This window comes from Streptomyces sp. NPDC014734, from assembly GCF_043083325.1.
Taxonomy (GTDB): Bacteria; Actinomycetota; Actinomycetes; order Streptomycetales; family Streptomycetaceae; genus Streptomyces.
In genome coordinates this window covers 316,242-341,025 of sequence record NZ_JBIBYN010000006.1, presented here as the reverse complement: position 1 = coordinate 341,025, position 24,784 = coordinate 316,242, and the positions used below count along the sequence as shown (strand labels likewise).

The following is a 24,784-nucleotide window of genomic DNA, read 5'->3' as shown; positions in this document are numbered from 1 at the left end:
GGACGTGGTCGGGGCCAACCTGTCCCTCTGCGGGGCGGGTTCGGCACGCGATGTCCGGATCCGGCAGGGCTTCTCCTCCGACCCCGACGTGCGGGAAGCGGTCTCCGACCGCGCGTACGGCGTGGTCGTCGTGGACGGCGACCACGCCATGGAGGGGGTGGCCGCCGACCTCGACTGGGTGGAACGGATCGCCGCCCCCGGCGCGATCGTGGTACTCGACGACTACGGCGACGCGTCCTGGCCGGGCGTCCGGGAGGCACTGGACAAGCATCCGGCGGACGGTTCGTCACGGCTGCGGATGCTGGGCCGGGTGTCGACATCGGCCTTTCTGCGGGCGGCGTGACGAGACCCTTGCGGGCGGCCGGGCGGCATGAGCACCCCCCTTCGGGCAGCCGGACGCCGTGACCGGGGGCGGGCCGGGTCGGCACCGCCAGGCCCTCAGCGCCCCCCGTACCGCGCCTCGATGCCCGCGACGATCAGTCGCAACCCGTCCTCGAAACGCTCGTCGTAGCGGGCGAAGATCTCGTCACCGGCCGCCGCGGCCAGCGGGTACGCGGCCAGGCGCCGCGCGCGCTCGCCGATGTCGAAGCCGTCCCGCCGCTCGTCCGGCATCGGCCGCACGCCCTGCTCCTCCGTGACGAAACCCATGGTGAAGGCGTACGCGGTGGTGCCCGCCCGGACCGCCTGCCACAGCTCGAAACCGGCGTCGACCATCGTGCGCAGATGGGCCTCCAGCCCGTCCGCGTGGTCGGTGCCGGTGAACCGGGCGCCGCTGTAGACCCTCGCCCCGTCGCGGTAGCGCAGCAGCGCGGCGCGCAGCCCGGTGTTGTACGCGACGAGCTGGTCCTGCCAGCCCTCCGGGGTGGGCCCCGGCAGGCCCTCGGCGAGCATCCGGCGGTACATCACCGTGGCCATCTCGTCGAGGAGCGCCTGCTTGTCCTTGAAGTGCCAGTAGAGCGCGGGCGCCTTGACGTCCAGTTCCCGGGCGATGGCACGGAGGGTGAGGCCGTCGAGCCCCACCTCGTTCAGGAGCCGCAGCCCGGTGTCGGCGACCCGTGCCCGGTCGATCTTCGCTGTGCCCACCCGGCCAAATGTATGCGGTGTGCCCGTCTTGACAATTTAACAGCGTTAAGCAGAGACTCCGGACATGGAACTTAACAGCGTTAAGGAAGGTGGCGGCGCCGAGGTCCTGATCGTCGGGGCAGGTCCCTGCGGCCTGGCCCTCGGCTGCGATCTGGCCCGGCGCGGGGTGCGCTCCCTCGTCGTCGAGCGGTCGTCCGGCCTCTTCCCCGGTTCGCGCGGCAAGGGAATCCAGCCGCGCACCCGGGAGGTCCTGGACGACCTCGGGGTCGGCGACGCGGTGCGCGCGCACGGCGGCCCGGCGCCGGTGGGGATGGTCTGGCAGGACGGGGAGCGGCAGCAGGAGCACGACATGTTCCGCCGCGCCGCCCCGACGGCGGCCGAGCCGTACGGGGAGCCGTGGCTGCTGCCGCAGTGGCGCACCCAGGAGATCCTGCTGGCCCGGCTGCGCGAGCTGGGCGGCGACGTCGTCTTCTCCACCGCGCTGACCGGGCTCGACCAGGACGCGGACGGCGTCACCGCGCACCTGTCCACGGGCCCGGTCCGGGCCTCCTTCCTGGTCGCGGCGGACGGCGGACGCAGCACGGTCCGGCACGCGCTCGGCATCGCGATGAAGGGCGAGACGGTGGACCCCGCGCCGCTGCTGGTCGCCGACGTGCGGGTGGCCGAGGGGGCGCTGGACCGGCTCAACTGGCATGTGATGAGCGGCGATCAGGGCTTCGTCTCGCTCTGCCCGCTGCCCGGCACGGCGGATTTCCAGCTTGTCGCCCAGTTCCGGGAGGGCGAGCCGGACACGTCCCCGGACGGGGTGCGCGCGCTGGTCGACGCCCGCACCCACCTGACGGCGCGGGACATCACCGAGGTCCGCTGGTGCTCCGACTTCCGGCCGCGCGCCGCCCTGGCCGACCGGTTCCGCGACGGCCGGGTCTTCCTGGCGGGCGACGCCGCGCACGTGCACTCCCCCGCGGGCGGCCAGGGTCTGAACACCAGCGTCCAGGACGCCTACAACCTGGGCTGGAAGCTCGGCCAGGTGCTGCGGCACGGGGCACCTGCCGCGCTGCTCGACAGCTACGAGCGGGAGCGCCGCCCGGTCGCCGCCGAGATGCTCGGCCTGTCCACCCGCATTCACCGGGGCGAGCAGGGGCGCGGCAGGGCGACCCAGCAGCTCGGCCTCGGCTACCGCGGCGGTCCGCTGTCGGTGGGGCGGGCGGGCGCCCTGCACTCCGGCGACCGGGCCCCGGACGGCCCGACGGCCGACGGCCGACGCCTCTTCGACGTGTTCCGCGGCCCGCACTTCACCCTGCTGGCGGTCGGTACGGACGCCGAACTTCCACTCCGCGACGGCGGCCCGGTCCGCGTGCACCGGACGGGCGTCCACGAGGCGTACGGCAGGGGCCTGTTCCTGATCCGGCCCGACGGCTACATCGGCTGGGCGGGCGAGGACCCCTCGGGGCTCGGCCCCTGCCTGGACCGGTTCGGCCTCGCCCCGGTCACACGCTGCTGAACGAGAGCTTCGCCGCGAAGCCGAGGAACAGCAGCCCGGCCGCCGAGGTCGCCCCGGCCGACAGCCGCCTACGGCGGCGGAACGCGGCGGACAGCCGGGTGCCGCCGAATATCAGCATCGACAGGTAGAGGAAGCTGGCGACCTGCAACAGGGTGCCCAGCACCAGGAACGACAGCGCGGGGTAGGCGTAGCCGGGGTCGACGAACTGCACGAAGAACGAGATCAGGAACAGGATCGCCTTCGGGTTGAAGATGCTGACCACCAGTGCCCGCCGGTAGGGCCGTTCCATCGCCCCGGCGGCTTCCGTACCGGCGCTCTCCTCGGCCAGCTCGGCCACCCGCCGGTGCCGTTCGCGCCACATGGACACCGCGGCCCGCAACATGCCGACGGCCATCCAGGTCAGGTAGCCCGCACCGGCGAACTTGACGACGGCGAACAGCACCGGTGTGGTGCGCAGCAGGGACGAGGCGCCGAGCGCGGACAGCGTCATCAGCACGGTGTCCCCGGTCCACACCCCGGCCGCGGCCACATATCCGGACCGCACCCCGCGCCGGGCGGCGACGGACAGCACGTACAGCGAGTTCGGCCCCGGCAGCAGAACGATCAGCGCCAGGCCGGCGAGGTAGGTCGGAAGGTCGGTGACACCCAGCATGGGACGGAGTGTCGCACGCGCGTACGGCACTCCGCCCGGGGGGTCCACGGCCCGGAAGCGCCCGCGCGGGCGCCCGGACCCGTACGGCGTGAGAACGCGCCGGAGCACGCCGGAGCACACGGGTCCGTCCCGGAACGCGGTCGTCTCAGAACGCGGGCGCCCCGGAACGCGGTCGTCTCAGAACGCGTCCGTCGGCACGTACTTCCCCCACACCGCACGCAGCGCGTCGCAGACCTCGCCCACCGTCGCCCGCGCCCCGAGCGCCTCCTTCATCGGGTACAGGACGTTGTCCGTGCCCTCGGCCGCCTTCCGCAGCCCGGCCAGTGCCGCGTCCACCGCCCCGCGGTCGCGTTCGGCACGGAGTCCCGCGAGGCGGGCCGCCTGCGCGGCCTCGATCGCCGGGTCGACGCGGAGCGGCTCGTAGGGCTCCTCCTCGTCGAGCCGGAAGCGGTTGACGCCGACCACCACCCGCTCCCCGCTGTCGGTCTCCTGCGCGATCCGGTACGCGTTGCGCTCGATCTCGCTCTTCTGGAAACCGCGCTCGATCGCGTGCACCGCGCCGCCCAGGTCCTCGACCTTGGCCATCAGCCCCAGGGCGGCGGCCTCGATGTCGTCCGTCATCCGCTCCACGACGTACGAACCGGCGAAGGGGTCGACGGTCGCGGTGACGTCGGTCTCGTGGGCCAGGACCTGCTGGGTGCGCAGTGCCAGCCGGGCGGACTTGTCGGTCGGCAGGGCGATGGCCTCGTCGAAGGAGTTGGTGTGCAGCGACTGCGTTCCGCCGAGGACCGCGGCCAGGCCCTGGACGGCCACGCGCACCAGATTCACCTCGGGCTGCTGGGCGGTGAGCTGGACGCCCGCGGTCTGGGTGTGGAAGCGCAGCATCAGCGACTTGGGGTTCCGCGCGCCGAACTCCTCCCGCATCACCCGCGCCCAGATCCGGCGGGCGGCGCGGAACTTCGCGACCTCCTCCAGGATCGTCGTGCGCGCGACGAAGAAGAACGAGAGCCGGGGCGCGAAGTCGTCGACGTCCATGCCCGCCGCGACGGCGGTGCGGACGTACTCGATGCCGTCGGCGAGGGTGAACGCGATCTCCTGCGCGGGCGAGGCACCGGCCTCCGCCATGTGGTAGCCGGAGATCGAGATGGTGTTCCACTTCGGGATCTCGGCCCGGCAGTACTTGAAGGTGTCGGCGATCAGCCGCAGCGACGGTCCCGGCGGGAAGATGTAGGTGCCGCGTGCGATGTACTCCTTGAGCACGTCGTTCTGGATCGTGCCGGTCAGCCGGTCGGCGGCGACGCCCTGTTCCTCCGCGACGAGCTGGTACAGGAGCAGCAGCAGCGCGGCCGGGGCGTTGATGGTCATCGACGTGGAGACCTTGTCCAGCGGGATGCCGTCGAACAGGACGCGCATGTCGTCGACGGAGTCGATCGCGACCCCCACCTTGCCGACCTCGCCGGACGCGATCGGCGCGTCGGAGTCGTGGCCCATCTGGGTGGGCAGGTCGAAGGCGACCGAGAGCCCCATGGTCCCGTTGGCGATCAGTTGCCTGTACCGGGCGTTGGACTCGGTGGCCGTGCCGAAACCCGCGTACTGCCGCATCGTCCACGGCCGCCCGGTGTACATCGTCGGGTGGATGCCGCGTGTGAACGGGTACGAGCCCGGCTCCCCCAGTTTCTCGGCGGGGTTCCATCCATCGAGTGCCTCCGGCCCGTACACCGGCTCGATGGGCACTCCCGACTCCGACTCGCGCGTCATCCGCTGTGCCTCCCGCTGAAGCTGCTCCACGAAGCTACTCATAAGTGACGAAGGTGTCCGCGACGGACTGTGGCGGCGGGTGCGGGCCCCCTGGAGGGGCGGGCGCTGGGACCTTGCTCACAGCACCCGCGGGCCCCCTGTCGCCGCACCCCCTCCGGGGAGTCCAATGGCGGGGGCCGATTCCCGCGGCCGTTCCTCCATCATGCGCGGGCTTCGGCAACCGGGCAGAGCGGGAGACCGTCCCAGGGAACACCGGAGCAACCCGGACAGGCAGGGGACCGAGATGATACGCAACACCACCACGGGCGCGTCGCCGGGCGACGGGCCGTCCGGCGCGCAGGACGATCCGCGCGGCGGCAGGCCCCGGAGCGGGGCAGGGGGCGGCGCCCGGAACTGGGCGGGCGTCACGGCGGCGGCGGCACTCGCCGTCGTCGCCGTGACCGCCGGATGCGCGCCGCCTCCACCGCCGCCCGCACCGACGCCACCGCCGCCCGCGGCGCCGAGCGCCGACGCCGACCCCGCCGCCCGGCAGTCGCCGTCCCCGACGGACCCACCGCCGTCGGCACCCCCGTCGGCCTCCCCGACGGACACCGCGACGTCCACGCCGGAATCGGAACCGTCGAAGACAAAACCGTCGAGGCCGGAGCCCGACCCGCAGGGCACTGCGCTCATGGCCGACGGCTCGGAGGGCAAGCAGGTGCGCGAACTCCAGGCCCGGCTGCGGCAGATCGGCCACTTCGACCGCTCCCCCACCGGCTACTACGGCACGGTCACGGCCGCCGCCGTCCGCTCCTTCCAGGGCAAGCGCCACCTGGCCACCACCGGCCGGACCGACACGGTCACCTGGCAGCGGCTGCTCGGCATGACGCACCCGCCGACCGCCGCCGAGCTTCGTCCGCCGACCACCCCGCCCGTCGCCAAGCCGGACAAGCGCTGCACGACGGGGCGGGTGCTCTGCATCAGCAAGAACAGCAGGTCGCTGTCCTGGATGATCGACGGACGGGTCGTCTCGTCGATGGACGTCCGCTTCGGCTCCCAGTACACGCCGACCCGCGAGGGCACCTTCTCGGTGTACTGGAAGTCCCGGGACCACGTGTCGACGATCTACCACACGGCCATGCCGTACGCGATGTTCTTCAGCGGCGGCCAGGCGGTGCACTACTCGGCGGACTTCGCGGCCCGCGGCTACAACGGCGCCTCGCACGGCTGCGTCAACGTCCGGGACAAGGGGAAGATCGCCTCACTGTTCGCCCAGGTGAGGAACGGCGACAAGGTCGTCGTCTACTGACCGCCGCCCCGGCGCCCCCGCCCGTACGCGGAGGGCCGGGGGACGCGGAGGGCCGGGGGTCACGGTCGCCCGGGGGACGGGAAGAAGAGGTGGCGCGGACGGGACAGGGGGAACGTGTCCCGCCCGCGCCGATGCGCTGAGCCGTAGGTACGGGGGGAACCCCGGCTCGGAGCGCAGCCGATGACCAGTCGGCTCATTCCGTACTGCGCCACCGCGTCGAAAAACGTCACACCAGCCCCGTGTCCGGTGCCGGACGGCTCTCGGCCGGGGCCGCCCGGCCGGCGCTCAGTCGGCGCTCAGTCGGCGTTCAGCCGACGAAGCGGACGGCGGTCGCCCGGTCCGCCGCCGGCGACGCGCCCGCGGTCACCGGGGCCGGGGTGGCGGCGACCCGGACCGTCGTGCTCGCACCGGCGCGCCGGTCGTCGTCCCCGTCCGTGTCGTCGTCGCCCTGCTGGGCGCCGCCGCCACCGACGTTCCCGGCGTTGCCGACGTTCCCGGTGTTGCCGACGTTCCCGGCGTTGCCGTTGCCCTGGCCGTTCCACCCGCCCTGGCCGTTCCACCCGCCCTGACTGTTCTGCCCGCCCTGGCCGTTCTGCCCGCTCCCGTCCCTGGCGATCAGACGGTCGCAGAACCGCTGCAGATTGCGGGCGCCCTTCGCCAGCGCTTCGAGGTAGCGCTGGCGGTCGTCGTCCAGGTCGCCGCCGCGGTAGTCGCGGCACGCCTTGAGCGCCTGGGCGTACCAGTCGCCGGACATCCCGTTCCCGGGGACGGCGGGGTGCTCGGAGGAACGGCCGCGCTCGGCGCCGTTCGCGGAACCGCTCGGCGCGTCTCCGGGCTTCCGCCCGTTGCCGCGCCCCTGGGTGTCCCCCTTGCCGCTCCGGCCGGGACCCCGGCCGTCGGCGGGGTCCGGAGGGCCGGACGGGGCCGCGGGGGACGTCGACCCGGTGGAGCCGGGTGGTTCCACCGGGTGGGTCCCGCCGGTGACCCCCTCCGCACCGAGTTCCTCGGGGGACGCGTGGGCCGAGACGGAGCTCGCCGGCGCGGGCCCGTCCCCGCCGAACGGCCCGGGGAACATGCCGGTGCCCGCGGCCACGGCCACCCCGCCGAGCGCGCAGCCCGCGAGGGAGGCGACCAGACCGAACCGGACGGGGCGGCTCCAGCGCGAAGGGCGGCCACCGCCGCGGCCCGCGGCCGCACCGTTGACGGGGCGGATGCGCACGGGGTCGAGCACCCCGGCCGGCACCGGCTCGCCCGCCGCTCCGGCGGGCCCGTTCTCCTCCCCGGCCGTGGCACCGGCGCCCGCGCCGGCCTCCACGCGGGTACCGGAGTGCGCGGCGGCACGGAAGGCTGCCATCGCCGCGGCCTCACCCGGCAGTGCGCCGGTGACCGGGCGGGCGTCGCGGGCGAGGGCGTCCAGCGCCGCCGCGAGTGCCTCCGTCTCCGTACAGGGGTGACCGCCGACGGGAGCGACCGGTTCGCCGCGGAGCAGTTTCTCCGCCGCGTCCTTGTCAAGCCATTCGTACCGCTCGTCGGCCATCACATGTCCTTCTGCGTCCATGGACGCGAATGCGTCACACCGGCCGGCGCCGCCAGACCGTGGTGCGCGGGGCGCTGCGCGGGAACGGCGTCGAGCTCCGCCGCCCGGCCCGCCGTACCCGGATCCGCCGGATCACCCGCCGAGGCACGGTCCGCGACCTCCCCTCCGACCGCTCCCTCCGTCCGCTGCCGACCCCCCTGTTCCACCGTGTCCTGCGGCTCCGCCGAACCGTTCGCGTGCAGCAGCTCGGCCAGCCGCTTCAGCCCCCGGTGCGCCGCGGTGCGCACCGCACCCGGCCGTTTGCCCAGCGTTCGCGCCGCGCTCTTGGCATCCAGACCGACGACCACCCTCAGCACCACGGCCTCGGCCTGGTCCTGCGGCAATTGGGCGATGAGCGACATGGTGCTGCCGGTGGCCAGGGCCTCCATCGCCTCGTCGGCGGTGTCGGAGGCGGCCGGCCTCTCCGAGAGCTCCGACTCGTCGCCGCCCGTCGCGGGGCGCCTGCCGCGCATCCGCAGATGGTCCAGGGCACGGTTGCGGGCTATGCGCGCCGTCCAGCCCCGAAAGCGGTCCGCGTCGCCGCCGAACCGGTCAAGGTCGCGCGCTATCTGCAACCACGCCTCGGACGCCACGTCCTCGGCATCCGGTTCCCCCACCAGAGTTCGTATGTAACCGAGCAGCCGCGGCTGCACAGCGCGGTACACAGTGCGGAAGGCATCCTCGTCCCCGCCCTGCGCCGCAAGCACCGCGGCAGTGAGCTCCGCGTCGTCCCCCAGCACTCCCTCAACCCGCCCTGCTGTCTTGAATAGCAGCTGGTCATCACTGCCGCGCCACCCTGCGCGACTCAGCACGCTACGTCCTTACGCGTGGGTACGTCCACGCCTTGTACAACCCGCAACATTCTCCGGACACAGTGCGGTGTGACAGAAATCGCGGCGGCGGCGCTGAGAGGAGTACGGGGCCGTCCTACGGCCCCGTGAAAGACGACCGGGGCCTCTCCTGTGGGGGGTGGCGGCCCCGGTCGTCCTTCGTTCTCATACGCCTGCGACCAGGCGTCATCCGGCATACGGGCCCCTCGCCGACCAGCGCCGTGACCGGCGGCACGACCGGCGCCGCCGGGCGCTCACCCGACCGCCCCGCCCCGGGCCGCCCCGGGCCGGGGCGGGGCGCCGCGCCGGTCCCGAGACCGGGCGGCGATCCCCCCTCGCCCCGGCACCTTCCGTACGGGGCATCGCGCGCCCGGAAGCGATGCCGGACGTCGGCGCTCCTCGCACCGGATCCAGGGCCGTTCGCGACCTCGCCGTGCCGCCGGGTCGTGGTCGCGGAACCGGTCGGCACACCCGCCGCGCGGCACGCCGCCGCCCCCGTGCCGTGGCCACCCACGCGTCCACAAATCAATCGGAGCCCGGAAATATCAGCGGTTTGGTGTGAAGTCTGTGGCAGACGGGCAAGGCTTGACGGGATTGGCAGGTACATGTGGCGAACCCGTGAACTCCGCCAGGGGGACGGGGTGTTGGGGGATCAGTCCAGCACATGAGATGGGGCAGCGGGTGTCCGGCGCCGCCCCCTCGTGGTTCCGAAAGGGTGTGCATGAAGCATTTCCGGCTGCTCGTGCTCGGTAACGGGGTTTCCGCGTACGGCAGTTATCTGAACATGGTCGCGCTGAACGTCTTCGTCTACCACGTCACCGGGAGCGCCCTGGCCGCAGGGCTCTTCATGGCGGTACGGCTGGGGACGAGCGTGGCGGCGGGATTCGTGAGCGGGCGTCTCGTCTCGGCGTACGACCGCAAACGCCTGATCGTCGGCGCCGACCTCGGCCAGGCGCTGGCACTCCTGGCACTGCTCCTGGCCCCGGAGGCCGGCCGGGTCTCCTTGCTGTACTGCCTGGCCGTGATCACCGGGGGCTGTTCGACGCTCTCGCAGGTCGCCCTGCGCAGCAGCATCCCGGAGATCGTGGGGGCCGAACACCGGACCCGCGCCAACGGTCAGCTGGTCACCGGCCGTTCCCTCGCCATGATCGCGGGCTTCGCCTCGGCGGGTGTGGTGGTGGCGCAGCTCGGCTACACGACGGCGTTCGTCCTTGACGCGGTCACGTTCCTGTTCTCCGCGTCGGTACTGCTGATGCTGCCGATCCGTACGCGGGCCCGGTCCGAGGGGCCCGAGAACACCGAGGACGGCACGCCGGGCGCCGGTCAGCGTTCCCTCCGGTTGTTGTGGGCCGGTGCGCCGGTGCTGATGGCGATGATCGCCGTGCGGGCCGTCGACGGGCTGGGTTCCTCCTCGCACAACGTCGCGCTGCCCGTCTACTCCAGTCTGCTGGACCCCGATCATCCGGCCACCTTCATCAGCCAGTTCTGGGCCACGTGGGCGGTCGGCACGATCATCGCCCAGCAGGTACTGGCCCGGTACACCCGCCGGAGCGGGCACACCTTGGGCGAGCGGGCCTTCGCGGTCGGCGCCTGCGTCATGTCGGGAGCGTTCATCGTCGTGTTCAGCGGGCTGCCCACCGTACCGACACTCGCCACGGCACTCGTCGCCGGAGCGGCGGACGGAGTCACCGAGATCGTCTACGTGTCACGGCTCCAGGCGGTCCCCGACGAACAGCGCGGACGCCTCTTCGGGCTCTCCGCCTCGGCCGAGAACGCCGGGTTCGGACTGGGGATGCTGATCAGCGGATCGCTGCTGGAGTCCTTCTCCCCCTTCCAGGTGGTCGCCTCCCTGCACGGTCTCGCCATCGTCCTGTGCCTGGCCCTGCTGACGCTGCTCATACTGCGCCGCCCCCCGGACGTGCCCGACCGGGTGCGACAGCCCGACGGCGGCACCCTGCGCGAAGGGCGCGGCTGATGGGCGGCGACGGGCGGGACCCACGCCTCGCCGTGATCGGGATGTCCTTCCGGCTGCCGGGGGCCGACACGCCGGAGGATCTGTGGCGCGTCATCCGCGACGGCGAGGACCGCTTCACCCGCTTCACGAAGGACGAGCTGAAGGCCGCGGGCGTCCCCGAGGAGCTGTACCGGCGCGACGACTTCATCGGGGCATCGGCCGTCCTGGACGACATCACCGGGTTCGATGCCCGGCACTTCGGGATGAGCGCCCGCGAGGCCCGTCTGACCGATCCCCAGCAGCGCCTGTTCCTGGAGTGCGCGCAACACGCCCTGGAGAACTCCGGCTACCCCGACGAGCGGGACGGAAGACGGATCGGGGTCTATGCCAGCGCCGGCTACCACCTGTACAACATGCAGTCCTATCTGCTCAACAACGTCCTGCCGAACGAGGACATCGCCGACTGGCTGGCCGGCATGCAGGTCCTGGTGGGCAACTTCACCGACTTCAACGCGACCCGGGTCGCCTACCGGCTCGGTCTCACCGGCCCGGCCGTCAACGTGCAGACGGCCTGCTCCAGTTCGCTGGTGGGGGTGCACCTCGCCGCCCAGTCCCTGCTGCTGGACGAATGCGACATCGCGCTGGTCGGCGCCACCGCCATCCATGTCCCGCAGGTCCTCGGCTACCACTACGTCAAGGGCTCGATCCTCTCCAGGACCGGCCGGCTCCGGGCGTTCGACGCGGCCGCGAACGGGACCCTCGGAGGAACCGGCGTCGTGGCCGTCGTGCTGAAGCGGCTGACCCGTGCGCTCGCGGACGGCGACACCGTGCACGGCGTCATCCGCGGCTGGGGCATCTGCAACGACGGCGCCGACAAGCGGGCGTTCGCGGCACCCAGCGCACGCGGCCAGCAGGAGGCCGTGCGCCGGGCGCTGGACCTCGCGGGCGTCGGGGCGGACACCATCGGATATCTGGAGACCCACGGCACCGGCACCCTCAAGGGCGATCCCATCGAACTGGAGGGGGCGGGCGCGGCGTACCGGCAGGACACGGACCGGACCGGCTACTGCGCCCTCGGAGCCGTCAAGGCCAACATCGGGCACCTCGACGTGGCGTCCGGACTCGCCGGTCTCGTCAAGGCCCTGCTGGTGCTCGAACACGGTGTGATCCCGCCGATCGCGGGTTTCAGCGATCCCAATCCGCTGCTCGGGCTGGAGGACAGCCCGTTCTACGCACCCCGTGCCCTCCGGCCGTGGCCCGATGACGGCATCCCCCGGCGGGCGGGGGTCACCTCGCTCGGCATCGGCGGCACCAACGTCCACCTGATCCTGGAGGAGGCCCCCGCGCCCGTGCCGCGTTCCGCCACCGCGGCCCCGCCGGACGTGCTCCTGGTCTCCGCGACGAGCCGGGAGGCCCTCGCCGACAACGTACGGTCCCTGCGCGACGTGCTCCGCGGGCAGGCCGCTCCGCCCCTGGCGGATCTCGTCACGACCGCCGCTCTCGGGCGCTCGCACGGCCGGCACCGGATCGCGGTCCGCGGCAGCACACCGTCCGCGCTGGCCGATGCTCTCGACGCCCGGCTCGCCGGCCCCGCACTGCTCGCGACCGACGAGGAACCCGTGCCTCCGGGCGACGCCCCCACCCGGGTGGTGTTCCAGTTCACCGGCCAGGGTTCGCTGCGTCCCGGGGCCGCGACCGCCCTGTACGAACGGTTTCCCGTCGTGCGCGAGGTCCTCGACGCCTGCGAGGCGTGGCATCGCGATCTCACCGGTGAACCGTTGCTGGCCGGACTCCTCACCGAGGGGGCGGGCGCACCGGGGGCCGTCTGGCCGACCGCGACCGCGCAGCCGGCCCTGTTCGCCCTGCAGTGCGCCCTGGTCCGGCTGTGGGAGGAGGCCGGCGTCGGCCCGTGGGCCGTGACGGGCCACAGCGTCGGTGAGTACGCGGCACTCTTCGCGGCCGGGGCGCTGTCGCTCGCGGACGGCCTGGAACTCAGCACGCGCCGGGGCCGGTTGATGCGGGACCACTGTGTGCCGGGCGCCATGGTGGCGGTGGCGGTGGAACGGGGGTCCGCCGCGGAGCTCGCCGCCTCGCGGCCGGGCCTGGAACTCGCCGTGACCAACGGGGAACGTTCCCAGGTGCTGGCGGGCCCCGTCGCGGACGTGGACCTGGTGTGCGCCGTGCTCGACGACCGGGGCACCCCGTACGAACGTCTCGCGGTGGACCGGGCCTTCCACACCGCCACCATGGAACCGATGCTCGACGCGTTCGCGACGGTACTGGCGAAGACCCCCTTCGCCCCGGTCCGGACCCGCTTCATCAGCTCTCCCGACGGCCGGACCCGTGAGCCCGGCTGGACGCCGGACCCGGAGTATCTGGTCCGGCACGCCCGTGAGCCGGTGCGCTACGACGCGTCGCTGCGCGCCGTCGCCGGTGAACGGCCCGACGTGCTCCTGGAGATCGGGCCGCACACCACACTCAGCGGACTGGCCCGCCGCTCCCTGCCGACGGTGCGGGCGACTCCCTCCCTGCACCGGAACACCGGGCTCACGGCACTCTTCGGCGCGGCGGCGGCTCTGCACTGCGCGGGGGCGGACGTCCGCTGGGAGACGTTCCTGGCGGGCACCGGAGGGCGGCGCGTCCCGCTGCCCGGATACCGCTTCCAGCACCGACACCACTGGGTCGGGGCACCACCCCGGCCCCGCGTACCCATTTCCCCGGCGAGAGAGGAACGCACCATGACGTCAGAAGCGACGGAGACCAGGCGCCTGTTGGACAGCATCCTCGGTGTGCTCTCCGGAGCCTTCGGAGAGGACCTCACCTCGGTCCCGGCCGACACCCCGTTCTTCGATCTCGGCGCGGACTCGCTCCTCATGATCAACGTGCTCCGGGAGATCGAGCAGGAGCACCACGTCAAGGTCACGATGCGAGAGCTGTTCGACGATACGGGGACGCCCCGGCTTCTCGCCGAACTCGTCGCCTCACGGCTGCCCGGCCGGCCCGGGACCGCTCCCCTGCCGGCCACCGCACCCGCCGCCACCGGACCGGTGCCGGTGTCCGGGGGACCGGCCGCCGCACCGCCCCTCGACCCGGCAGCGACCACCGCGCAGCCGTACGCGACGCAGCCGCCCATACCGCAGCCGTACGCGAAGCAGCCGGCCGTACCGCAGCCGTACTCGGCGGAGCCCCCGTCAGCGGGTTTCCCGGCAGCGGTCCCCGAGCACCGGGCCGCCCGCGCTCCCGAGCCGTTCGCCCACCCGCCGATACCCGCGCCACGCACCACATCCCCCTCCCCCGGCACACCGCCCGCCTCCGGCGCACCGTCCTCCCCCGGCACACCGGCTGTCCCCACCTCGTCGGCCGACGGGGCACCGCCGGTCGAGCACGCCGTCGCGGACGCCGGTTTCGTCACCCGGCAGGAGTTGCTGGAACTGGCCCAGCGGGTCCAGCAGCTTTCCCGGATCCAGCTCCAGATGCTCACCCAGCTCTCCCAGATATCCGAGTTGCTCGCGCTCCGGAACGACGCGACGGCGGCCCTGCCGAACGACGAGGTGGTCCGGTGAACGAGCAGCAGAACCTCACGGCCGGCCTGGACCGGGACCTGGCCGCCATGGCCGGACTCGCACAGCGCATCACCGAACAGATCGACGCCGGACGGGCCATGGCCGGTGGTGCGCCACAGCCCCAGGCCCACGGGCCGCGGGTGGTGATCGCCCCCGACGCCGGCATGGTCCGCTCCACCTCGCCCCGCACCCAACAGGAGCATCTCGACGACCTCGTACGCCGGTACACGGCACGGACGGCGGCCTCCCGACAACTCGCCCAGCGTCACCGCCGAAGACTCGCCGACAGCAGAGCGGTCGTCGGATTCCGCAAGTCGACCAAGGAGATGCTCTACCCGGTGGCGGCCCGTCGCGCGGACGGCGCACGGATCGAGGACATCGACGGCAACAGCTACACCGACATCACCATGGGCTTCGGGGTGCTCCTCTTCGGCCACGAACCCGTCTTCGTCCGGGAAGCGGTACGCGAACACCTCTCCCGGGGCATCCGGCTCGGTCCCCGCAGTGTCGAGACGGGCGGGGCCGCCGAGTTGCTGTGCGAGCTGACCGGGATGGAACGGGTGGCGTTCGCCAACTCCGGCACGGAGGCCAACGCGGCGGCGATCCGTCTCGCCCGTGCCGCCACCGGCCGCGACCGGATCGTCACCTTCCAGGGCTCCTACCACGGTCATGCCGACCAGGTGCTGGGCCGACTGGCCGGCCACGGTGCCCAGGCGGAGACCGTGCCGGTCTCCCGGGGCATCCCGCACAGCGCCGTCCGTGAGCTGACCGTCCTCGAATACGGCAGCGAGGAGGCCCTTCGCGCGATCGAACGGGACGCGGCGCGGATCGCGGTGGTCGTCGTCGAACCGGTGCAGAGCAGGCATCCCTCGCTCCAGCCCGCCGCGTTCGTCCGCCGGCTGCGCGAACTGACCACGCGTCACGGCATCGTGTTGATGTTCGACGAGATGCTGACCGGGTTCCGTCCCGCTCTCCGCGGCGCGCAGGAGCTCTACGGGGTCACCCCGGATCTCGCCACCTACGGCAAGCTCCTCGGCGGCGGATTCCCCATCGGCGCGGTCGCCGGCCGCTCCGACATCATGGACGGGATCGACGGCGGCCACTGGAGCTACGGGGACGACAGCGGTCCGACCGCCGACACCACCTTCTTCGGCGGCACCTACCTTCAGCACCCCGTGTCGATGACCGCGGCGCACGCCGTACTCACGCACCTGAAGGAACGCGGTCCGCAGCTTCAGGAACGGCTCAACGCCCGGACGACCGAACTGGCCACCGGGCTCAACGACTTCTTCGAGGCCGAGGAATTCCCCCTGCGGATGGGCTGGTTCGGCTCCCAGTTCCGCTTCGAGCACCGCGCCGACATGGAACTCCTCTACTACCACCTGATGCTGCGGGGCGTGCATGTGTGGGAGTGGCGCAACTTCTTCCTCTCCACGGCCCACAGCGACGGCGACATCGAGCACGTGGCCGACGCCGTGCGGGGGTCGCTGAGGGATCTGCGGCAGGCCGGTTTCTTCCGCACCGGTGGCGGCCCGTCCCGGACCGGGAGGCCCGCTCCCGCCCGAACGGCCGTCCCACCGGCGCCGGTCCTCCCGGCCCCGACGGCCGGAACGGCGGCCGATGCGCCCCCGGTCCCCGCGGCCGGAATCGTGACCACCGCGAATCCCGCTCCCGCGACCACCGCGGGTTCCGTCCCCGTGGGCGCCGCGGACCCCGCTCCCGTGGCCGCCCCGGGTTCCGTTCCCGCGACCGCCACGAATCCCGTCCCCGCGACCGCCCCGGGTTCCGGGCCCGCGGCGCCCGCGGCGGCGCGCCGCGCGGACTTCAGCCTCTACTTCTTCGGCGACTACCCGGACGACGGCCCAGACCCGGACGACGGCCCCGGGCCCAAGGAGGGCCGCTACGAACTGCTCATGGAGGCGGCCCGGTTCGCCGACCGGCACGGGTTCGAGGCGCTGTGGATGCCCGAACGGCACTTCAACTCGTTCGGCGGCCTCTTCCCGAACCCCGCCGTCCTCGCGGCGGCGCTGTCCCGGGAGACCCGGCGCATCCGCCTCAACGCCGGCTCGGTGGTGCTCCCGCTGCACGACCCGATCCGGGTGGCGGAGGAATGGTCCATGGCGGACAACCTCTCCGGCGGACGCGTCGGCCTCGGCGTCGCGAGCGGGTGGAACGCCAATGACTTCGTCTTCTTCCCCGAGCGCTTCGGGCCGCACAAGCAGGAGATGTACGACCGGCTGGAACAGGTGCGGAGCCTCTGGCGGGGCGAACCCCTGCGCCGCACCACCGGGGACGGCGAACGGGAGATCCGGCTCTTCCCGCGCCCGGTCCAGACGATGCCGCCGCTCTACACGGCGGTGGTCGGCAACCCGGAGTCGTACGAACGCGCCGCCGCCCACGACCTGGGCATCGTGACCAACCTGATGACCCAGGACATCGACCAGCTCACGGACAACATCGCCCGCTACCGCCGGGCCCGGGCACGGCACGGCCTCGACCCGGACGCCGGGCGGGTCGCCGTCCTGCTGCACACGTACCTCTCCGATGACCACGACACCGCCCGGGCCGAGGCCTTCGCGCCGATGGCCCGATACATGCAGGCCTCCCTGTCCCTGTTCAGCGGCGTCACCAACAGTCTCGGCGTCACCACCGACCTGAAATCGCTCAGCGCGGACGACCTGGACGTGGTCTTCCGGCGCGCCTACGGCCGCTACTGCGACCAACGGGCCCTGATCGGCGATGTGGACAGCGTCCTGCCGGTGGCCGAGGCGGTGGCCGACGCGGGCGCGGACGAGATCGTCGCCCTTGTCGACTTCGGCGTCTCCGCGGACCAGCTCCGCGCCGGTCTCCCCCGGCTGGACGCCCTCCGCCGTCGGCACCGGGAGCGGCGGACACCTGACCCGGGTGCGCCCCTCTCCCCGGGTCAGGAGCGGATCTGGTTCCTGGAACGCCTGCTCCCGGGACGCACCGCCTACAACGAGGTGAAGGCGATCCGGCTGCGCGGCGCGCTCGACACCGAGGCGCTGCGCACCGCGCTGCGCCGGCTCGTCGTCCGTCACGAAGGGCTGCGCACCGTCTTCCGGCAGGCCGGTGACTCGGCGGTCCAGCTGGTGCGGGAGGCCGCCGGGCCCGGCTTCGACGTGGTGGACGGCGTCCTCGGGCCCGAGGACGCCGTGCAGGAGGCACTGGCGACGGAGAGCGCCCGCCGCTTCGACCTGGAGAACGGCCCGCTGTTCGTCAGCAGGCTCGTGCGGACCGCTGTCGACGAGCACGTGCTCGTCCTGTCCTTCCACCACATCGTGGTCGACGCGGCCTCGGCGACCGTCCTGTGCCGGGACCTCTCCGCCCTCTACCGGGCGGAGCGCGAGGGCACGGACGCCGGTCTGCCCGCACTCACCTGGAGCTACGTCCAGCACGCACGGGAGCAGCGCGCGGCGGCGGACGGCCCCGACTCCGCGCGGGACCTGGCCCACTGGCGGCATGTGCTCGGCGGCGACCTGCCGGTCCTGGAGCTGCCCACCGACCGTCCACGGCCGGCGGAGATGACCTCCGAGGGCCGCGCCGTCTTCCGTTCTCTCGACCCGGAACTCTCCGAACGGGTGAGGCGGCTGAGCCGTGGTCACCGCGCCACCCTGTTCATGACCCTGGTGGCCGGCTGGGCGGCGATGCTGCAACGGGTCACGGGACAGGAGGACATCGTCATCGGCGTCCCGGTCTCGGACCGGCCGCAGCGGGCCGAGGAGCTGATCGGCTTCTTCGTCAACACCCTCGCCCTGCGGGTCGACCTCGCCGGCGATCCCGGATTCGCGACGCTGCTGGACCGGGTGCGTACCGTCGCACTCGACGCCTACGACCACGCGGGAACACCGTTCGAGGAGGTGGTGCGCGTGCTCGCTCCGCCACGCCGGACGGACCGCACTCCGGTGTTCCAGGTGTGTGCCGAGTTCCAGTCGGCGGAACCGTTCCGCCTCGACCTCCCCGGCATCGAGGCGGTGGCACTGGACGCGGGCCCCGACAAGGCGCTGACCGACCTGACGGTCTACTTCACCGATCGCCCGGAGGGTGTTCGCTGCCATCTGGAGTACAACGCGGACCTGTTCGATCCGGGCACCGTCGACAGGTTCTTCAGGGTCTTCCGCGACCTCCTGGCCGCCGCCGTCGACACGCCCGGCACACCGCTGTCCCTGCTCGCGCGTACGGCGGTCGAGGGGGACGAGGTGCCGGAGAGCTGGGAACACGGCCCGGTCCGGCCGGTCGCGGACACCACCGTGCACGACTGGATCGCCCGGGGGGCGGCGCGGCACCCCGCGCGGACCGCGGTGGTGGACGAGGACGTCGCGCTCACCTACCGGGAGCTGGACGAGCGCGCCGACCGGCTCGCCGCCGTCCTCGCGGAACACCGGACGGACCGTGACCGGGACTCCTTGGTGGCGGTGTGGCTGCCGCGTTCCGCGGAGCTCGTCGTGGCGCTGCTCGCCGTACTGCGGGCCGGTTGCGCGTACGTGCCGCTCGACCCGTCGCTCGGTGCCGTCCGCGCCACGCAGGTGATCGCCGAGAGCGGCGCCCGCACGGTGATCAGCGGCGCGGACGGACCGGCGGACCTGCGGCTGCCCGGATCGGTGACCGTCGTCGCACCGGACGCCGCCCCGGCAAAGGACCCGGTGCCGGATGCCCGGCCGGCATCCGGCACCGGGGGCGCGGCCCCTTCCTCCGCGTGCTCCGTCATCTACACCTCGGGCAGCACCGGCACGCCCAAGGGGGTCGTGCTCACCCACCGCGGCCTGGTGGACCTCTGCCAGTGGCACCACGAACGCTTCGCGTTCACCGGCGACGACCGCAGTGCCGTCGTGTGCAGCCAGAGCTTCGACGCCTCCCTCCTGGAGATCTGGCCGGCGCTGACGGCGGGCGGCACGCTCGTCGTGGCCGGTGAGGCGATCCGCCGCGATCCACTCGCCCTGGCCCGGTGGTACGCGGACCAGGACATCGCCTTCAGCATCCTGCCGACGGCCCTGGGCGAACAGGTGCTGCGCCTGCCGGTGGCCGATCAGCCCCCGCTGCGCCAGCTGCTGCTGGGCGGCGAGGCGCTCCGGAGCCGGCCCCGGCCCGAGGCGCCCTACGAGACGGTGAACGTCTACGGCCCGACCGAGACGACCGTGCTGTGCGTCGTCGGCACGGTCGCGCCCGGGGCCGACGGGCCCGTCCCGGACGAGGCAGCGGGCGCGGGAGCGGGCAAGGGAACGGACGAGAGCGCGAACCAAGGAGCGGACGCGGGAACGGACGTGATCGCGATCGGGCGGCCGACCGACAACGTGACCCTGCGCGTGGTGGACGCGTCGGACAAACCGGTGCCCATCGGTGCGGTGGGGGAACTCCTCGTCGGTGGTCCGGGGGTGGCCGCGGGCTATCTGCACCGGCCGGACCTCACCGGGGAGAGGTTCGCGGCCGACCCGGAGGGCGGGGCAACGGCCCACTGCTACCGCACGGGTGATCTGGTCCGCTGGACGACGGACGGGCGCCTCGTGTTCGTGGGCCGTACCGACGACCAGGTGAAGATCCGCGGTTTCCGGATCGAACCGGAGGAGGTGGCCCGGGTGCTGGGCCGTCTCGACGGTGTCCGCCGGGCGGCCGTCGTCGGCCTGCGCCGTGCGAACGGCGAGGCCTTCCTGGCCGCCTACGTGGTACCCGCCGAGCCGGGTGACGACAGTACGACGGAGCAACGGTCCCGTACGGACCGGTGGGCCGAGGAGCTGCACCGCCATCTGCCGGAGTACATGGTGCCGCGCGCCTGGCGGGTCCTCGCCGAACTGCCGCTGACCGGTAACGGCAAACTGGACCGGACACAGCTCCCACCGGTCGATCCCTTCCTCCCGCCGGTCGATTCCGCCCTCCCGGTGGATGGCGAGGGGATCCGCCGGACCGACGGCCCGTCGCCGCGGACCGAACCCCTCACCGCGGTGGAGAACGGACTTCGTGATCTCTGGGCCGCCGAGTTCGGCCTCACCGCGTCCGGCATCGATCCTGACGTCTCCCTCTTCGACCTGGGCGGACATTCGCTCACCGCGATGAGGCTGGTCAACCGGATCAGAGAGACCTGGGGCATCGAGTACCCGCTTTCACACCTCTACCAGGAGCCCACGCTGCGCGCCATGACGGAGTTCGTGCGCGGCGCCGGGACGAGAAAGGTCCTCCGCCGGGGCCCGGCCGGGCTTCAGCAGTCGCGCTTCGCCACCCTGCACGCCCGCCACGCCAAGCCGCAGGTCTTCAACGTAGCCCTGCGGATCACCTTCTCCGGCCCACTGGACCCCGGGTCGCTCCACATGGCCCTCCAGGGCCTGATGGAGCGTCATGAAGTGCTGCGTACCCGCCTGGTGCGGGAGGGCCTCGGTTCCTGGCAACAGGAAGTACTCGAATCCCGCCCTCTCGACCTGCCCGTCGACGACCTCACCTCACGACCGGAACCGGAACGGCAGGCGGAGGTGAGACGGCTCGTCGAGCAGGCGACGGAGACACCGCTCGACCTCTTCGAGGGGGACGTGCTCTCCACCCGTCTGCTGCGCACCGGCGCCGAGGAGTGGGTGCTGCTGCTCGTGCTGCACCACTGCACCTGCGACGGGTGGGCCCTGACCACGCTGCTGAAGGAACTCGCCGCGCTCTACCGCACGGCTGTCACCGGAACCGGACACGGCCTGTCGCCCGCGGTGCCGCAGCCGGTGGAGTACGCGCGCTGGCAGATCGCCCACGACGCGGCGACCAGTGGGCGCCGCATGGACTACTGGCTGGAGGAACTCGCCGACGCGCCCTTCACGGTGGATCTGCCGCTGGACCGACCGAGGCCCGAAGCGCTCAGCGGGCACGGCGGAGTCATCGAGTTCACCGTGCCCGCCGAGGTCCGGGACGCTGTGGAACGGCTCGCCGTCCGACGGGGAACCACGCCGTTCGTGGTCGCCGCGGCGGCGCTCGGCCGCCTGCTGGCGACCAAGGCGGAACAGGAGGACGTGGTGCTGAACGTCTCCTACGCGAGCCGGGAAAGCCGCGAGTTCGAGTCCCTGGTGGGCTGCACGGCCATCGGGTTCGCCCTGCGGGTCCGTGACGCGCGGGCCGGTTCCTTCGCGGCGCTGACCGAACGGGTCACCCGTACGACGGTCCTGGGCATGGAGCACGCCATGTCGCCGCGCCGGATCACACCGGTGTTGCGGGAACGCAGGGGCCTCGACGTACCGGACGGTCTGGCCTTCGGTCTGGCCTACGAGAGTTCGCTGGACACCGCGATCGAACTGCCGGGACTCACCACCACGGTGGCGGAGATCGCCCCGGCCGCGTCCCGGTCGGAGTTCATCATGGTGCTGACCCCGGCCGAGGGCGTCCTGAAGGGTGCCGTGGAGTACTCGGCCGACCTGTGGGACCGGTCAACGGTCGAGACGTTGACCCGGGAGTACGTGCGGCTGCTGCGGGACGAGGCCGGGGAGGCGCTCGCCGACGCCACGGACTGACCCCGCGAAAGTCGGCCCATCGGTTGGTCACGCGGCCGGCGCGTGACCGACCGATGCGGGAAACAGGCGCAAGCACCTGGAGACGGGCCGGCCCGGGCGGCGGGCGAAAGCCCCCGCCCGGCAGCCCTCGCCGGGCTCAGAAGTGGGTGGGGAACGGTTGCACGCCGAGCGCCGCCCGTTCCCCCTGCATCCGGGTCAGCTTGCGCACGAAGAGGATCGCGAACACCGCGGCCACGATGTCGAGCGCGTCGGTGATCATCACCAGACCGGCGGCGTCCATGATCTCCTGCGGTTCCTCGGCGTCCCAGTACTTCTTGGACGTGAACCGGGACAGGAGCAGCGAGCCCGCCCACAGCGCCCACCACACGTTCATCACGGTGGTCGGGGCCGGGCGCCTGCTGCCGTCGGGGCCCACCGGGGTGCTCGCCGCCCAGATCCCGCCCGCGATGCGGCGCGGCAGCACCAGGTTGGCGACGGGAACGAACCAGGCGCCGATCGACCAGCCCGGCGACATCGGATGCGTGCCCGGTGCGAACACCTCGGCGTTCATGCGGGTGCGCCGGAACCAGATGATGAAGAGGACGGCGGCGGCCAGCATCGTGAGGGCCTGGAGAAACCCGGCGGCGCCGTAGAGCAAGTCGGCGCGGTCCGCGGCAGCCTCGTCGCCCGTGTCGAAGCCGTCGTCCAGCCAGTGTCCGACGAGGCTGCGCATGTTCTGTCCCGCGGCCACGGCGAGCAGATCCGCCACGGCGACGGCGATCAGCAGGACGACGACGGCCTTGGCGAGACCCTCGGGGGACCGAAGGCTCTGTTGCGGGGCCATGAAGGGGGGCGGGGCGGCGAAGGCCGGGGCCGGAGGAAGGGGCGGCGGCACCGGCCCGGCCGGTCCGGCACAGAGGAGGCAGAGCCCTTCCGGGGTGACCGGCGGTCTCGAACGGCAGGTGGAGCACAGCATGATGTGGAACCCCCCGGGGTTCTGAACTCGGAGCTGGAGAAACGCGCGCCGCTCCCCGACGGCGCGCGGCATGCGAACGTATCCCCTGCCCGCCAGCCTGTCCACGACAATCCTCGCGGCTCCGGACGAACCTCCCGCACCCGGTGCTGTGCACCCGTGGCACACCGCGCGGTCCACCCGTCGCGGAAGCCCCGCCCGTCCGCCTGTGTCAGCCCGTCCCGTCGATCCGTGCGGCAAGTGCCCGGAACTGGTCCCAGCTCAGTGACGGCGTGCCCGGGTCCCACAGCTTCTGGGCCGTCGCCCGCAGCGGCATCCTGATGCCCGCGGCCACCTGCTCCGGGGTCTGCGCCTGCGGGAGGTCCCCCCAGACCGCGAACCGGCCGCCGAGGATCTGACCGGAGTAGCGCGCCGGGACGGGCTGCGTGCCGCGCAGCACGAACGGGTTCCACTGCTCGTAGATCCGCTTGCCCGTGGGGTAGACGAAATTATTGGGCTGACCGAGCACGTAGTAGAGGAACTCGTCGTTGAGGTTCACGACCTTGCGGCCCTCGTTCAGGTACTCCTCCGGTGGCCGGGCGCCGTACTCCTTGCCCGTCCAGTACTCGACCTCGATGTCCTTGTCGGCGTGGACGACCCCGCCGCGGAAGAAGCCGTCGTTCCACGCCTTGGGCTGCTTTCCGTGCGGACGCACCACCGCCGCGCGGTCGTTCAGCCAGCCCGTGGCGAGGTCCTTGATGCCCGCCCGCGCTCCGTACTTCCGCTGGGCGGCGCTCTGCAGCTGCGGGTACGAGGCGGCCGGGTCCCGTGCCGTCAGCGCGAGGTACTCGTCGGCACCGAGGTGCCAGTACCGTCCGCCGAACAGTTCGGTGAACTCGCCCAGGAGCTGATCGACGAGCTTCGCCGCGCCCGGGTCGGAGATGTCGAGGGAACCGGGCGAGCGCACCCCGGACACATTGCGCAGCTGGAGGTCGGGGTGGGCCTTCAGGACCGCGCCGAGGTGACCGGGCGAGTCGAGTTCGGGGACGACCTGGATGTGCAGCCGGTTCGCGAGCGCGAGGATGCGCCGCACCTCGGCCTTGGTCAGGTGCTGCGGCGACACCACCTCCGGGTGGGTGTCGGACTGGATGCGGAACGCCTGGTCGTCGGAGAAGTGCAGGCCGAGCTGGTTGAGCTTCAGGTCGGCCATCTCGCGCAGCCGGTCCTCGATCCAGGCGACGGAGTAGTACTTGCGCGCGATGTCGAGGTTGAGCCCGCGCTGCGGCCGGTCGGGGCGGTCGCGCACCTCGCCCTCGGGCATCACACCGTCGGCGCGCACCGACTGCTTCAGGGTGCGGGTGCCGTAGAAGACACCGGCCCGGTCGGGTGCGCTGATCGTGACCCGCCCGTCGTGGACCCCGATGGTGTACGACTCGGCCGCGCCCCTGCCCGGGGTGAGGGCCAGCTCCACGTCACCCGGCCGGGCCGGGACGGCGCCCCGATAGTGGATCTTCAGCTCCTGGGCGAGCAGCCTGCCCTCGTCCGCCGGCGCCCCGCCGCCTCCGGCGACGACGACCCCGGCGTCCGGGGCGGGCCGCCAGCCGGGGCCGCGCGCGGCGGTGTGCTCGCGCACGGCGGGAATGGTTCGGGGCGGGACGGAGAGCGGGTAGCTCCGGGTCGGTGAGGGCGAGGCGGGCGAGCCGGAGGGGGTACGGGCCCCCGACTGCCCCGCGAGTCCGCCGTCGGAACCTTCCGGCCAGACGACGACGGCGATCGTCGCGGCGGCCGCCGCGGTGAGGACCGCACCGGTCACGAGGGCGCCGCGTGAGGGCGACATCGGCAAGAAACCTCCGGAATGAGGGGGGAAAGGGGAGGGGGAGGGAGGGGAGCGAGAAGAGAGGAGGGGGAGAGGAACGGACAAGTAGGGGGGAGCGCGAGGAAGTGGAGGGAACGGGCAGAAGTGGAGGGAACGGGACGGGCGGGCGAACGGGAGGGCGGGGGGGCGCGCGCGTCGGCGACACCGCGGGGGCGGCCCCCCGACGGGAAGAAGTCGGCGGGGGAAACACCCGGCGATCTCCTTGGAATACGGCGCATGAGGCGTTTGGATACACCCCAACGGTCCATCAGGCGTTCCGAAACTCTCCCCTCCGGGTGAAGT

The 24,784-nt window shown here is 72.7% G+C and carries 13 protein-coding genes; 6 read left to right on the top strand and 7 right to left on the bottom strand.

The window, feature by feature from the left end:
• The first annotated feature begins 4 nt into the window (after positions 1-4).
• A complete protein-coding gene (locus ACF1CT_RS13555; protein WP_391783956.1) occupies positions 5-343 on the top strand; it encodes a class I SAM-dependent methyltransferase in 339 nt (112 codons plus the stop codon).
• 95 nt (positions 344-438) lie between these two features.
• Here the strand turns inward: ACF1CT_RS13555 and ACF1CT_RS13550 are convergent, their stop codons facing one another.
• On the bottom strand, positions 439-1,083 hold the full coding sequence (locus tag ACF1CT_RS13550; RefSeq protein WP_391783955.1) for a TetR/AcrR family transcriptional regulator C-terminal domain-containing protein: 645 nt from the start codon (positions 1,081-1,083) through the stop codon (positions 439-441).
• Positions 1,084-1,147: 64 nt separating this feature from the next.
• Between ACF1CT_RS13550 and ACF1CT_RS13545 the strand changes: the two genes are divergently transcribed.
• Positions 1,148-2,584 (top strand): FAD-dependent monooxygenase, encoded by a 1,437-nt coding sequence (locus tag ACF1CT_RS13545; protein WP_391783954.1) that lies wholly within the window; start codon positions 1,148-1,150, stop codon positions 2,582-2,584.
• Here the strand turns inward: ACF1CT_RS13545 and leuE are convergent.
• Positions 2,571-3,236: a leucine efflux protein LeuE gene (leuE, locus tag ACF1CT_RS13540; protein ID WP_391783953.1), complete on the bottom strand. Its 666-nt coding sequence runs from the start codon at positions 3,234-3,236 to the stop codon at positions 2,571-2,573. The two genes, ACF1CT_RS13545 and leuE, sit on opposite strands and share 14 nt — an antisense overlap.
• A 177-nt stretch (positions 3,237-3,413) precedes the next feature.
• Positions 3,414-4,994, bottom strand: a complete 1,581-nt coding sequence (locus ACF1CT_RS13535) for a methylmalonyl-CoA mutase (protein ID WP_391783979.1) — start codon at positions 4,992-4,994, stop codon at positions 3,414-3,416.
• 283 nt (positions 4,995-5,277) lie between these two features.
• On the opposite strand from ACF1CT_RS13535, the gene ACF1CT_RS13530 reads away from it, so the two are divergent.
• On the top strand, positions 5,278-6,282 hold the full coding sequence (locus ACF1CT_RS13530; RefSeq protein ID WP_391783952.1) for a L,D-transpeptidase family protein: 1,005 nt from the start codon (positions 5,278-5,280) through the stop codon (positions 6,280-6,282).
• 307 nt (positions 6,283-6,589) lie between these two features.
• Here ACF1CT_RS13530 and ACF1CT_RS13525 read toward each other — a convergent pair whose 3' ends face one another.
• Together ACF1CT_RS13525 and ACF1CT_RS13520 are read right to left on the bottom strand one after the other, a co-directional pair.
• Positions 6,590-7,840 (bottom strand): hypothetical protein, encoded by a 1,251-nt coding sequence (locus tag ACF1CT_RS13525; protein ID WP_391783951.1) that lies wholly within the window; start codon positions 7,838-7,840, stop codon positions 6,590-6,592.
• Entirely contained in the window at positions 7,819-8,598 is a 780-nt protein-coding gene (locus ACF1CT_RS13520; protein WP_391783978.1) for an RNA polymerase sigma factor, read from the bottom strand. Before ACF1CT_RS13520 ends, ACF1CT_RS13525 begins: the two co-directional genes overlap by 22 nt.
• Before the next feature lie 811 nt (positions 8,599-9,409).
• On the opposite strand from ACF1CT_RS13520, the gene ACF1CT_RS13515 reads away from it, so the two are divergent.
• From ACF1CT_RS13515 to ACF1CT_RS13505, 3 genes are read left to right on the top strand one after another with little or no spacing between them, the layout of a single operon-like run.
• Positions 9,410-10,663, top strand: coding sequence for an MFS transporter (locus ACF1CT_RS13515; RefSeq protein ID WP_391783950.1), 1,254 nt, complete (start codon positions 9,410-9,412; stop codon positions 10,661-10,663).
• Positions 10,663-14,205, top strand: a complete 3,543-nt coding sequence (locus ACF1CT_RS13510) for a type I polyketide synthase (RefSeq protein ID WP_391783949.1) — start codon at positions 10,663-10,665, stop codon at positions 14,203-14,205. Before ACF1CT_RS13515 ends, ACF1CT_RS13510 begins: the two co-directional genes overlap by 1 nt.
• On the top strand, positions 14,202-21,695 hold the full coding sequence (locus ACF1CT_RS13505; RefSeq protein WP_391783948.1) for a MupA/Atu3671 family FMN-dependent luciferase-like monooxygenase: 7,494 nt from the start codon (positions 14,202-14,204) through the stop codon (positions 21,693-21,695). The genes ACF1CT_RS13510 and ACF1CT_RS13505 overlap by 4 nt, the downstream gene beginning before the upstream one ends.
• Before the next feature lie 136 nt (positions 21,696-21,831).
• Here ACF1CT_RS13505 and ACF1CT_RS13500 read toward each other — a convergent pair whose 3' ends face one another.
• Both ACF1CT_RS13500 and ACF1CT_RS13495 read right to left on the bottom strand, forming a co-directional pair.
• Positions 21,832-22,518, bottom strand: coding sequence for a DUF4328 domain-containing protein (locus tag ACF1CT_RS13500; RefSeq protein WP_391783947.1), 687 nt, complete (start codon positions 22,516-22,518; stop codon positions 21,832-21,834).
• Between the two features lie 340 nt (positions 22,519-22,858).
• Complete coding sequence (locus ACF1CT_RS13495; RefSeq protein ID WP_391783946.1) at positions 22,859-24,463, bottom strand: glycoside hydrolase family 20 protein; 1,605 nt, start codon at positions 24,461-24,463, stop codon at positions 22,859-22,861.
• Between the last annotated feature and the right edge of the window lie 321 nt (positions 24,464-24,784).